13 protein-coding genes are annotated in these 13,068 nt (G+C 39.8%); 12 read left to right on the forward strand and 1 reads right to left on the reverse strand.

Translation table 11 applies throughout. The features are described from left to right. Positions 1-166, reverse strand: a 166-nt coding sequence (locus tag FHQ08_RS13020; protein ID WP_269073927.1) for a helix-turn-helix domain-containing protein, incomplete at its 3' end; no start/stop codon positions are given. A 228-nt stretch (positions 167-394) separates the two neighbouring features. Here FHQ08_RS13020 and liaX point away from each other — a divergent pair. The 12 genes from liaX to uvrB all read left to right on the forward strand — a co-directional run bounded on the left by liaX (position 395) and on the right by uvrB (position 13,068). Next, positions 395-1,843, forward strand: coding sequence for a daptomycin-sensing surface protein LiaX (gene liaX, locus FHQ08_RS08915; protein WP_230914063.1), 1,449 nt, complete (start codon positions 395-397; stop codon positions 1,841-1,843). A gap of 28 nt (positions 1,844-1,871) precedes the next feature. Continuing rightward, entirely contained in the window at positions 1,872-2,153 is a 282-nt protein-coding gene (locus FHQ08_RS08920; protein ID WP_230914064.1) for a PspC domain-containing protein, read from the forward strand. After that, on the forward strand, positions 2,153-2,455 hold the full coding sequence (locus tag FHQ08_RS08925) for a hypothetical protein (protein WP_230914065.1): 303 nt from the start codon (positions 2,153-2,155) through the stop codon (positions 2,453-2,455). Before FHQ08_RS08920 ends, FHQ08_RS08925 begins: the two co-directional genes overlap by 1 nt. A gap of 305 nt (positions 2,456-2,760) precedes the next feature. Then, the gene (hprK, locus tag FHQ08_RS08930) at positions 2,761-3,717 is read left to right on the forward strand and encodes an HPr(Ser) kinase/phosphatase (RefSeq protein ID WP_230914066.1); all 957 of its coding nucleotides are present in this window, start codon (positions 2,761-2,763) and stop codon (positions 3,715-3,717) included. Between the two features lie 31 nt (positions 3,718-3,748). Next, entirely contained in the window at positions 3,749-4,591 is an 843-nt protein-coding gene (gene lgt, locus FHQ08_RS08935) for a prolipoprotein diacylglyceryl transferase (protein WP_230914105.1), read from the forward strand. 12 nt (positions 4,592-4,603) lie between these two features. After that, positions 4,604-5,638: an NAD(P)H-dependent glycerol-3-phosphate dehydrogenase gene (locus tag FHQ08_RS08940; protein WP_230914067.1), complete on the forward strand. Its 1,035-nt coding sequence runs from the start codon at positions 4,604-4,606 to the stop codon at positions 5,636-5,638. A 12-nt stretch (positions 5,639-5,650) separates the two neighbouring features. Next, on the forward strand, positions 5,651-6,529 hold the full coding sequence (locus tag FHQ08_RS08945) for a UTP--glucose-1-phosphate uridylyltransferase (RefSeq protein WP_230914068.1): 879 nt from the start codon (positions 5,651-5,653) through the stop codon (positions 6,527-6,529). A gap of 99 nt (positions 6,530-6,628) precedes the next feature. Continuing rightward, a complete protein-coding gene (locus FHQ08_RS08950) occupies positions 6,629-7,048 on the forward strand; it encodes a tetratricopeptide repeat protein (protein WP_230914069.1) in 420 nt (139 codons plus the stop codon). Positions 7,049-7,116: 68 nt separating this feature from the next. Next, the gene (trxB, locus tag FHQ08_RS08955) at positions 7,117-8,070 is read left to right on the forward strand and encodes a thioredoxin-disulfide reductase (protein WP_230914070.1); all 954 of its coding nucleotides are present in this window, start codon (positions 7,117-7,119) and stop codon (positions 8,068-8,070) included. A 248-nt stretch (positions 8,071-8,318) separates the two neighbouring features. Continuing rightward, positions 8,319-10,046, forward strand: coding sequence for a phospho-sugar mutase (locus FHQ08_RS08960; protein ID WP_230914071.1), 1,728 nt, complete (start codon positions 8,319-8,321; stop codon positions 10,044-10,046). A 253-nt stretch (positions 10,047-10,299) separates the two neighbouring features. Next, the gene (locus FHQ08_RS08965) at positions 10,300-10,947 is read left to right on the forward strand and encodes a YfbR-like 5'-deoxynucleotidase (RefSeq protein ID WP_230914072.1); all 648 of its coding nucleotides are present in this window, start codon (positions 10,300-10,302) and stop codon (positions 10,945-10,947) included. A gap of 117 nt (positions 10,948-11,064) precedes the next feature. After that, positions 11,065-13,068 carry an excinuclease ABC subunit UvrB gene (uvrB, locus tag FHQ08_RS08970; RefSeq protein ID WP_230914073.1) on the forward strand — a complete coding sequence of 668 codons (2,004 nt, stop codon included), beginning with the start codon at positions 11,065-11,067 and terminating at the stop codon, positions 13,066-13,068.

The following is a 13,068-nucleotide window of genomic DNA, read 5'->3' on the forward strand; positions in this document are numbered from 1 at the left end:
TTAGTGCGACTATACCTCCATGATGAAATAAATAATTCCAATGACTGATCGTTGTCGCTTTGATACCAAACTCCCGTTCAATAGAATTGGCCGATCGGCCGTTTTTAAGTAGGCCAATGAAATGAAGCTTCTCATCAATAGAATATCTGGAACCTTTTCGGCCCATAAAAAATACTCCTTCCTAAGCAAACAGGTTTTAATTATTTACCTGTCTACTTAAGTAGGAGTATAGCCGAGGCCAATCTTTTTTGTTGATTTTGTACTTGTAGGTTGCATTCTAGCTTGCCCAATATACCTAAATTAAAATCAATCTTTGGACCTATGTAAATCAAGTGAATACACGGCATAATAGATTTATAAACTTAAGGCAGATTTATTTGGAGGCAAATAATTTATGAATGAAAGACAAAGAATCCTCGATTTAGTAAAAAAAGGCATTATCTCATCAGAAGAAGCATTGGTTTTATTAGAGAATCTAGAAAAAAATGGAACAACGGTGACAGATACGACCGTGGATCATGATCAAACAGCAGAGACAACCGATACTGATCAAGCTACAGATGATACACAAGCACAGCACCTTGCAGATTTAAGATTGAAACGTGCCCAGTTAAAGGATAGTTTGAATTCAATTGACCATCAAATCAAAGCGGCCAACGAGCAGATTACGGTTCTAGATACGATGGAAGATTTAGAAGGCTTGGCTGAAGACAAGGCTAATGAACGAACAGATCTAAAACAAAAAGTTAATGACTTGACAGCAACACGTGCAGAAGTTCAAAAACAAAAACAAGCTTTAGATAGTCAGATTGAAGATTTGAAAGCTGACGAACACGCAAAAAGCGCTTCTAGCTTTGATACACTTTCAGATGATTGGAAAGATACTGCCCGGAATACTTTTTCTGATTTAACCCAGAAATTGACAGAAGCTGGCAACCAAGTTGGTTCTTTTGTTAAGGAATCCGTCGGTTCATTAATGGATAATGTGGACTGGAAAGATATCAACATGAAAGTACCAGGATTGGCAACATCTGAATTTGAGCACCAGTTCTTGTATGAAGACAATCAAGCTAAGTTAGTTGATTTGAAATTGGCAAATGGATCTATTAAATTAGAACCATCAGAAAACGACAATATTGCCGTAAATGCTAAAATTAAATTATTTGGCCACATGAGTGAGGATACACCCTTTGAAGCATTTATGAACCGGGTGAATATTGATGTCTCTAATGATCGGTTTGTTTTCCAAGTTCCGAATAAACGCATTAAAGCTGATTTGACAGTTTATTTACCAAAACGTGATTATGAACGGATCAGTGTTAAAATGTTAAACGGGAATCTTGATGTTAGCAATATTAGCAGCAGTGACTTCTATGCCAAAACGGCTAATGGCAATTTACGTTTTTCTCAAAGCCAGTTAAGTTATTTGGAGGCTGAGAATGTTAATGGTCATGTGATCATTGAAAATGGTTCAGTAACGGATAGCGTTTTAGCAACAGTTAATGGTAACGTCGTCGTTGCCGCTGATATTCATAGCGGTCAATTTAATACAGTGAATGGAGAAGTTCGCGGAACGATTACGGGGCAAACTTTACACAAGTTTGTTGCTAATTCAGTTAATGGTAACGTTAAATTGGCTGTGGATCCTGATTTAGCTTTAAGTGTCAAAGCCAAGACACGCTTCGGTAGTATTAAAAATCGGATTGAAAAGATTGAATTAGTTGATAACCAGGCCAATGATAAACAAACTAATTTCACGCGAGGCACCCAGGATGATCCAGCAAGTATTGAACTTTCAACAACAGCTGGTAATATTTTATTGAAAGATAATGCCAACGCGTAATGTTTAATAAGTGTACTGGAGGAAAATAATGGCAAAAAAAAGATTAACCAAATCTAATAATTCTGTGTTTGCCGGTGTTTTAGGCGGTATTGCCGACTATTTTAACTGGGACCCGACATTAGTTCGAGTACTATATGTGATTATATCTTTCTTTTCAAGTGGTTTTCCTGGCATATTAGTTTACTTAGTTTTGATGCTGGTTATGCCAGATGCACCTAAGAAAGATACTGGTCAGGGTTCAAAAAATAAGCGACCACGCAAGGATGTAACGGATACATCATCTTCTGATGATGATTGGAGTGACTATTAATGTTAGCACTATTATTGTTATTGCTTTTCATACCGTTACTGATCGTATTTATCATCGCTGTTATATTTGGCTTCGGCGCTTTGTTATTTGCCTTGATCCGCTTTGTGCTGCCATTCTTAGTCGTAGGCGCTATATTATGGCTGATATTTGGACATGGCGATCGTAGAAAGCACCACCATTACCAGTGGTATGAAGAATCGCAAAATCAGGCGATGCATTACAACAATCAGCCACAAACAAAAAAACGCAAAGATATAACCAATCAAAGTACGCACCAAGATGATGATTGGAGCGACTTTTAAAGCTGAATTGGCAACTTTGTAAAAGTTAATTTTAAGTTAATAACTAAGCATAGCGGCTAGTGAAGTGATATAAGCACTGGCAATGAAGAGTTCGGCACAAGACAGTTGTTTTGTGACCGGACTTTTTTCTGTGAATTGAATTTTTAAGGGCTAAACGCAGGGGATTGATGGGGGTACTTTTAAAAGTTGTTAACGCTACACAGGCGCAGATGGTTTTTGTCACATGCTTACGCTATTTAATCACTTAGAATTATAGTAAAATGATATTGTAGTTTTATATTAATTAGGGCAAAGGAGCTAAAAACATGGTAGATAAAGTTAGTGTTAAAGATTTAGCTCAAGCAACACATTTATCAGTATTTTCTGGTAAAGAATTCCTAGCAAATAAATTTGTCACTGTTAGTGATATTTCACGTCCTGGGTTAGAATTGACGGGTTATTTTAATTTTTATCCTGAGGAACGAATTCAGTTGTTTGGGATGACGGAAATTTCGTTTTCTAAGAATATGACTAGTGATGAGCGGTTTGTAGTTATGAGTCAAATGGCTCGTCCTGAAACGCCGATGTTTTTGGTTTCGCGTAATTTACCGGCTCCTAAAGAAATGATTGAGGCGGCCACCAAACATAAAATTCCTGTTCTAGGTTCTAAATTACCGACGACACGACTATCCAGTTTATTAACGGAGTATTTAGACCGACAATTAGCTGAACGGCGATCCATTCATGGCGTTCTAGTTGATATTTATGGTGTTGGTGTGATGATCACGGGTGATTCAGGCGTTGGCAAGAGCGAAACTGCTCTAGAATTAGTTAAACGCGGACACCGGTTAATTGCTGATGATCGCGTTGATGTCTATCAACAAGATGAACAGACGATTGTTGGTGAGGCACCTGCAATTTTGAAGCATTTGTTAGAAATTCGTGGTCTTGGCATCATTGACGTTATGAATCTGTTTGGTGCTGGAGCTGTACGTGAAGAAACACCAATCGACTTGATCGTACATTTAGAGAACTGGTCAGCAGATCGTAATTATGATCGCTTAGGTTCTGGAGAACAATATCAAAGCGTGTTTGATGTTGATATTCCTAAGATCACTGTTCCAGTCAAAGTTGGCCGAAATTTAGCGATCATTATTGAAGTGGCCGCAATGAATTTCCGTGCAAAATCAATGGGTTATGATGCAACAAAAGTTTTTGAGAAAAATCTAAATGAATTGATTCAGCAAAATGAAGCAAATGATGAGAATCAACCGACAACTTAAATTATTTTGGTTAATGGAGATGTAATTTTTGATAAATTTGGCTTTGGGGGCAATTGATCCAGTTGCCTTCACACTAGGACCAATAGCCGTTCGCTGGTACGGTATTATTATCGCTGCTGGGGTGGCAATTGCTGTGATTTTGACACTTCGTGAGGCACCAAGACGACAAATCATGCCTGATGACATTGTAGATTTGATTTTGTGGATGCTGCCTTTTGCTTTGATTGGGGCCAGAACTTATTATGTGGCCTTTGAATGGCAATACTATAAAAACTATCCCTGGGATATCTTCAAAATATGGCAAGGTGGCATTGCCATTTATGGTGGCCTTTTAGCTGCCTTGATCGTGATTATTGTTTTTTGTGCCGTACGCATGATCCCCGTTTGGCTATTATTAGATATCATTGCCCCTACCGTTTTAATTGCCCAGTCTATGGGGCGTTGGGGTAATTTTATCAATCAAGAAGCCTTTGGAGCTAAAGTTTCGCAGGACTTTTTAGAAAATTTACATATACCGCAATTTATTATTGATCAGATGTGGATCCATGGGGCTTATCGGCAACCAACGTTTCTTTACGAATCACTATGGACATTAATTGGATTTATTATTTTAATGAGCGTGCGTCATCGCCAACATCTGTTTAAGCGTGGTGAAGTATTTCTAAGTTATGTTATTTGGTATGGCATTGGTCGGGCTATGATCGAAGGTATGCGGACTGATAGTTTAATGTGGGGGAGTATTCGCGTTTCTCAGGCTTTATCGATTATCTTAGTCGTTTTAGCTTTGGGATTGGCAATCTACCGTCGCCATAAAGTTGCAGATTTACCGTGGTATTTAGATGGTAGTGGTCTAAAATATCCCTATCAGAGATAAAGGAGTTTGATTATGACAACGAAAATCGCCGTTCTTGGCTCTGGGTCTTGGGGCACAGTATTAGGGGAATTACTTGTAAAAAATGGCCATGAGGCTGTGATCTGGGGTCGATCAGAACGTGAAATTCAGCAGATCCAAAGTGAACATCAGAATACGCACTATTTGCCCGGCATCAAGTTAAACCCAAACTTAAAAGCGACTACTGATTTAGAGTCGGCACTGCAAGGGGCGGCAGCTGTTTTATTTGTGATTCCCACTAAAGCGATTCGGCATGTCGCTCAGCAAGTGGCCCAGGTGCTCCACAAGCAGCAACAATCGCCGATATTGATCAGTGCGACGAAGGGACTCGAACAGACGACTAATGAACGCGTTTCTGAAGTGATTGCTTCAGTTATTCCCAGGGCTAATTACGCTGGATTAGTCGTTTTATCAGGTCCAAGTCATGCTGAAGAAGTTGTCCGCGAAGATATCACCACACTAACAGTTGCTTCGACAGATGCAGCCAGTGCCCAATGGGTCCAAAGTATATTTATGAATCATTATTTTCGCTTATATACCAATGCTGATGTTGTTGGCGTTGAGATCGGCGCCGCACTAAAGAATGTGATTGCTATTGGCGCTGGTGCTTTGGTTGGATTAGATTATGGTGATAATGCCAAAGCGGCTTTAATGACACGGGGGCTAGCGGAAATGACACGGATGGGCGTGGCTTTGGGGGCACAGCCATTAACCTTTAGTGGTCTATCTGGGTTAGGCGATTTAATTGTGACCTGTACCAGTCCACATTCCCGCAATTGGCGAGCTGGGCGCAGCTTAGGCCAAGGGCAGTCATTGGAACACATATTGACGACGATGGGTATGGCCGTTGAGGGCGTTTACACGGCCAAAACGGTTCATGATCTGTCAATTGCGCGGAATATTGATATGCCAATTTCAGAAGCAATCTATCAAGTTTTATATGCACATCAAAATATTCAAAGCGTGATTGCACAAATGATGCAGCGTCATGCTAAATCAGAGAATGAATTAATGCGCACACGCAATTAAAGGAGTTCAGTTATGAAAGTCAGAAAAGCGGTTATCGCAGCTGGCGGCTTTGGCTTGAGTTTGTTGCCAGCAACTAAGGCAGTGCCAAAAGAGATCCTGCCAGTTTTTGATCGACCGGTCATTGATTATCTTGTCCGTGAAGCCCAGCAAGCAGGTATTACGGATATTTTGTTGATTTCAGGGAAGCGTAAACGTGCAATCGAAGATTATTTTGATGCGGCACCTGATTTGGAGATTCATTTGGCTGAAAGTCACAAAAACCATTTATTGGCTATGGTTAAAGCAACGGACAATGTCAATTTATATTTTGTGAAACAAAATGATCCTACTGGCATTGGCGATGCCTTATTATTGGCTGAAGATTTTGTAGATAATGAACCTTTTGTCGTCATGTTGAGTGATGATATCGTCCTTGATCCTAAGCCATTGACACAACAGTTGATTGCTGACTTCAATCGGTTACAACAACCTATTTTAGGGGTACAGTCGGTTTCAAGTCAGGCAACGAGCAGTTATGGCATCGTTGAATTGGCTGACCACTTGCAAGCTGGCTTGGGTAAAATCAAATCGATCGTTGAGAAACCTGGACCAGTTTCAGCTCCAAGTTCTTTAGGTATTATTGGCCGTTATGTTTTACCGGGCTCTTTTTTTGAAGTCTTAAGGCAGCGTCCGGGCGATTTACCCGCTACAGAACAACTCTCAGCTGCCTTAAATCAATTAAATCAGACACAACAGATTTATGCCCGGGAATTTACAGGACAGCGTGAAGACATTAGCGGCAAGTTTGGGTTACTTAAGGCAACGATTGATTATGGTTTGAATTCAGAGGAATATGGGTCAGAAGCGGCGACTTATATTAAACAGTTAGTCGCCAACAATTTCGAAAATTAGAATTCACTATGAGTTATCCAAGAATTATGTTCTTTAAATGAACGGTATGCTAATATTTTGAGTGATGTTTCCATACTAAAATTAATCGAGGTTGTTAAGTTGACAAAGATCATTCCAATATTGCCGTCAGCAGATTTATATATTGACCGGGCACTCAAAGCTTTTGAACAAAATAACTATGATAAGGCAATACGATATTTTCGATTGGCTTTGAGTTTGTCGCAAAAGTCGAGTGAGCAAGTTTATCTGATGACTCAATTGGCAGTTGTTTACGAATGTCAAGGCAATTTTGGCCAAGCTGTTCAACTTTTAGAACAATTATCTCAGCAGACTTTTCGCCGAAGTCCTGAATTGTGGTATTTTCTGGCGGAAGCCTATGCTAAATGTCAGAATTATCGAGCAAGTTTATTTTATATTAAACAATATTTGCACAGTTCAAATCGGGATTATATTGAAGAAGCAAAGGAATTAAAACAACAACTTCAACAAAATAAGGGCAATTACTTTACAATCGATTAAGAGAGTAGACAAAAGTAAACTTTTGCGTTATTGTTATTATTAACTTATCAAAAGTAAGGAGGGCTTCTATGACAAAATCTTATGATGTCATTATTATTGGTGCTGGCCCTGGTGGGATGACAGCTGCTTTATATGCCTCACGTTCGAATTTATCTGTATTAATGGTTGATCGCGGTATTTATGGTGGTCAAATGAATAACACGGCTGAAATTGAGAACTATCCAGGTTATGCATCTATTCTCGGACCTGATTTGGGTGAAAAAATGTACCAATCAGCTACGAAGTTTGGGGCTGAGTATGCCTATGGTTCGGTATTAAGTGTCGAAGATCATGGCGATTATAAGACGGTGCATACAGATGATGGTGATTATGATGCTAAAGCTGTTGTTTTGGCTACTGGTGCTGAACACCGGAAACTAGGCGTTCAAGGCGAAGAAACCTATTCAGGCCGAGGTGTATCATACTGCGCTGTCTGCGATGGAGCCTTCTTTAAAGACAAAGAAGTTGTGGTGATCGGCGGCGGCGATTCTGCAGTTGAAGAGGGCTTATATTTAACACAATTGGCCTCTAAAGTAACTGTGATCCATCGACGTGATCAATTACGTGCTCAAAAGATCATGCAAAATCGCGCTTTTGCCAATGATAAAATGAATTTCGTTTGGAACGCACAAGTTGAAGAAATCGTTGGCGATGATCAAGTCGTAACAGGCGTGACCTATAAAGATAAAGAAACTGGTGAATTGCATACAGTTCCCGCTTCAGGTGTTTTCATTTATGTTGGTATTGAACCAATGACGAGTGCTTTCAAAGATTTGGGTGTCCTCGATGAAGATGGCTGGGTCTTAACGGATGACCACACGCGCACAGAGGTTCCTGGAATTTTTGCAGTCGGTGATGTTCGTAAAAAAGATTTACGCCAGATTACGACAGCTGTGGGTGAAGGCGGTCTTGCTGGGCAGGGTGTCTTTAACTACATTCAAGCATTAGATGACCAGAAGTTAAGTGAACATCTGGTTCAATAGTTTTTTCTTAAAATGATTATGTTTTAAAGGCTAATTTTATAGCTATAAAATTAAATTATTCAGGCAAAACTTGAGTAGGGTTGAAGCAAAATGTTGATTTTGTTTCTGACCCTATTTTTGTTTGAACGGATTATTTTAAATATATGTCTAAAAATAACTATTTGAAGAATTTATAATAGTTCATCATTGATAACGCTCTCGGTTGATGGGTATAATTAAAGTATCAAATGTACGGGAGGCTTTTTTGTATGAGCTGGCAAGATAATTATCAACTTTGGCAACAAGCTAAGGAATTAGATTTAGAACTAAAGCATCAATTAACGGCAATGGCCAATGACCAAGCCGCACTAGCTGATGCCTTTACAGCACCAATGGAATTTGGAACTGCCGGTATGCGCGGTGTTCTTGGCCCTGGAATCAATCGCATGAATATTTATACCGTACGTCAAGCAACAGAAGGTTTAGCAACGTTTATGGATACGTTAGATGCCGAGACAAAAAAACGCGGCGTCGCAATTAGTTTTGATTCACGCTATAATTCTGAATTATTTGCCCATGAAGCTGCACGGGTATTGGGCTATCATGATATTCCCACCTATGTTTTTGACCAGTTGCGGCCAACGCCAGAACTATCATTTACAGTGAGACATCTGCACACATATGCCGGTATTATGATCACGGCTAGTCATAATCCTAAACAGTATAATGGGTATAAGATCTATGGGCCAGACGGCGGGCAAATGCCACCTAAAGAAGCCGATATGATTACTGGCTTTGTGCGTAAAGTGACAGATCTTTTTGCAATCAAAGTTGCGGATGAACAAAACCTACGCGAAAAAGGATTAATGCATTTAATTGGTGAAGATGTTGATTTGGCTTATCTAGCTAATTTAAAGACTGTCTCCATTAATCACGATTTGATTGCACAGACCGGCAAGGATATGAAATTGGTATATACGCCACTGCATGGGACCGGTAAAATGTTGGCTGAGCGGGTGCTGCACAATGCTGGCTTCCAAGGTTTTAGGATGGTCACTGAACAGGCTATTTTAGATCCTGAATTTGCCACAACACCATTCCCAAACCCAGAGTTTCCACAAACATTTGATTTGGCAATCAAATTAGGTCAAGCAGAAGGTGCTGATGTGTTGATCGCCACAGATCCTGATGCTGACCGGTTGGGTACCGCTGTTCGACAGCCAGATGGTTCTTACAAGTTATTAACGGGTAATCAAATTGCTTCTATATTATTACATTATGTTTTGCAGGCACGGAAAGATGCAGGGACTTTACCAAGTAACGGTGCGGTAGTTAAGTCAATTGTTTCTACTGAGTTAGCAACGAAAATCGCTGAAAGTTATGGCGTGAAGATGGTTGACGTTGAAACTGGATTTAAATTTATTGCAGAACAAATTGAACAGTTTGAGACAACAGGAAGTTATGAATTTTTATTTGGCTTTGAAGAAAGTTATGGCTATTTAGTCAAATCATTTGTTCGTGATAAAGACGCTATGCAAGCAACTGTTTTGTTGGCAGAAGTAGCTGCATATTATAAATCCCAAGGTAAGACTTTATACGATGGTTTGGAAGAGTTATATCAGACCTATGGTTATTACTCTGAGAAGACGATCAGCAAGGACTTTCCTGGTATTGAAGGCGCTGGTGAAATGAAGCAACTAATGACACGGTTCAGAGAAGAAAAGCCAGATCGCTTCAATGGAGTTCAAGTGGCAATTACCGAAGATTATCAGACTCAAAAAGCAACCTATGCCGATGGTAAGATTGTGGATATTGATTTGCCAGTATCTAATGTCCTGAAGTACAAATTAGAAGATGGGACTTGGATCGCAATTCGGCCTTCAGGGACAGAGCCAAAAATCAAGTTTTACGTGGGGACCCAAGCAGATTCTGAAGCAAATGTTGCTCAAAAGTTGAATCAATTTGAAAAAGCACTGGACGAATTTATCAAACAGTAATTTTTGCATACGATTAGGCTGAACTACTCATAAACAATTGAGGGTTGGAATCGAAAAGTAATTTTGTTCTGGCTCTGTTAATAACGGCTGATCATTTAAAGCCTTAGCTGGCCAATCTGAATTTGGAGCTAAGGCTTTTTTGTGATTTTCAGAAATAGGATAATTAGTTTTATGAAATTTTCATGAGATTGACGGACAGATCAGGTTGCTTATGCTATCATATTAACAATTTAGATAAATTAGGAGTGATCGTATGGGTATGCATCAGTTTATTCAAGGCTTGAATGATTTGGAATTATTACGGCGGGCACCGGGTTATTTTAAGTACCAGGAACATACGGTCGCGGCACATTCTTTTCGCGTTGCTGAAATTGCACAATTACTCGCGGACATTGAAGAAGATGATGGTCAAAAAATCAACTGGCAAATGGTTTACGAAAAAGCATTGAATCATGATTATACCGAGCGGTTTATTGGGGATATTAAGACGCCAGTTAAATATGCCACCCATGATTTACGTCAGCGTCTCGCGCAAGTAGAGGCACATATGACTGAGAACTTTATTCAAAATGAAATTCCGGCTCGGCTACAGGCACGCTATCAGCGAAGACTATCTGAAGGTAAAGATGAATCATTAGAGGGTCGAATATTGTCCGTTGCCGATAAAGTGGATTTACTTTACGAGTCCTTTGGCGAAATTCAAAAGGGTAATCCCGAAAGTGTTTATACTGAAATCTTTCGAGAAAGTCTGACTACAATTTTACAATTCGATCAAATGGCCTCAACACGCTATTTTATTAAAGGAATGCTACCGGAATTATTAAATGAAGAGTTTCTTGATAAACCGCGCTTAGTAAAGCTTACACAGGAGATCATCGCGGCCCATCAGCAAACGAAATAATGGCGAAAATATGTTCGCTATGCTAAAATATAAAGTTGCAATTTGTTGATTAAAAAAACAAGTGGTAACTTTATTTTTGTATATAAATTTCATGGTTTTGTTAATGGAGGTTCAGTCATGATTGAACGTCAAACCAATCGAAAATTTGATTTAGTTTCAGCTTATCAACCAGCCGGTGACCAAGGCGCAGCAATCGAAAAGCTGACGCAAGGGTTTAAAACTGGCGTTAAAGAACAGATTTTAGAAGGAGCCACCGGTACCGGGAAAACTTTTACAATGGCTAATATTATTGCGAATTTAAATAAGCCAACCTTAATTATTTCCCACAATAAAACGTTAGCGGGCCAGCTATACGGCGAATTTAAGGAATTTTTCCCGCATAACGCTGTGGAATATTTTGTAAGCTATTATGATTATTACCAGCCAGAAGCCTATGTCCCTTCAAGTGATACTTATATTGAAAAGGATTCTTCAATTAATGATGAAATTGATCAATTGCGGCATGCGGCAACCAGCGCGCTGCTAGAACGTAATGATGTTGTAGTTGTTGCCTCTGTCTCAAGCATCTTCGGTTTAGGTGATCCGCGAGAATACCGTAATTCAGTCATTTCTCTGCGTGTCGGTATGACCATCGAACGGAATGAACTGTTAAGACAACTGGTGAATGTCCAATTTGAACGAAATGATATTGATTTTCAACGGGGTCGGTTTCGTGTTCGTGGGGATGTGGTTGAGATTTTTCCTGCAGCTTGGAATGATCATGCTTTTCGAGTTGAATTTTTTGGGGATGAAATTGATCGCATCGTAGAAGTGGATGCGTTGACCGGAGAAGTTATTGGTGAACGAGAACAGGTTTCTATTTTTCCAGCAACACACTTTATGACTAATGATGACCAAATGTCAGCGGCAATTAAACGCATCAAGGCTGAATTAGCTGACCGTCTTCAGGTTTTAAAAGCAGATGGGAAATTATTAGAAGCACAGCGTCTGGAACAACGGACGACGTATGATATTGAGATGATGCAAGAAATGGGTTATACCTCTGGCATCGAGAACTATTCCCGGCATATGGAGGGACGAGCTGAAGGTGAGCCGCCATTTACATTATTAGATTTCTTTCCTAAAGATTTTAATATTATGATTGATGAATCTCACGTAACGATGCCACAGATTCGAGGCATGTACAATGGTGACCGGGCTCGAAAACAAATGTTAGTAGATTATGGGTTTCGCTTACCCAGTGCTTTAGATAATCGACCATTAACATTAGAAGAGTTTGAACAACATGTGCATCAGATTCTTTATGTCTCCGCAACGCCGGGCCCTTATGAATTAGCGCGGACCGATCATGTGGTGGAGCAGATTATTCGGCCAACTGGTTTGTTGGATCCAACGATTGAAATTCGACCAATCATGGGCCAGATTGACGATCTAGTTGGTGAGATCAATAAACGGGTCGAACAAGATGAGCGTGTTTTTGTGACGACTTTAACTAAAAAGATGGCTGAAGATTTGACGGATTATTTAAAGGAACTAGGTATTAAAGTCAAGTATCTGCATAGTGATATCAAAACCTTAGAGCGCACGGAAATCATACGTGATTTACGTTTAGGCAAGTTTGATGTGTTAGTCGGTATCAATTTATTACGGGAAGGTATCGATGTTCCAGAAGTATCTCTGATCGCGATTTTGGATGCCGATAAGGAAGGTTTCTTGCGAGCCGAACGTTCGCTGGTTCAGATTATTGGACGAGCAGCACGTAATCAACATGGGCACGTAATCATGTATGCTGATAAAATTACCGATTCTATGCGGGCGGCCATAGATAAAACACAGCATCGGCGTGAAATCCAAGAAGCCTTCAATGAAAAACATCATATTCAACCGAAAACGATCATTAAACCAATTCGTGATTCAATTTCGTTGGTTAAGACCGTCGCACATGAGGAAAATGACGAAATTGCTAAAGAACTAGATTTTGATAATATGACAAAAGCTGAAAAGCGTGACTTGATCGATCGCATGACCGCGCAAATGGAACAAGCAGCAAAGAAATTAGACTTTGAACAAGCGGCCACTTTACGGGATACGATTCTAGAGCTAAAAGCAGAAGTGGAGTAA

Origin of the sequence: Agrilactobacillus fermenti (assembly GCF_021030645.1) — a bacterium.
Taxonomy (GTDB): domain Bacteria; phylum Bacillota; class Bacilli; order Lactobacillales; family Lactobacillaceae; genus Agrilactobacillus; species Agrilactobacillus fermenti.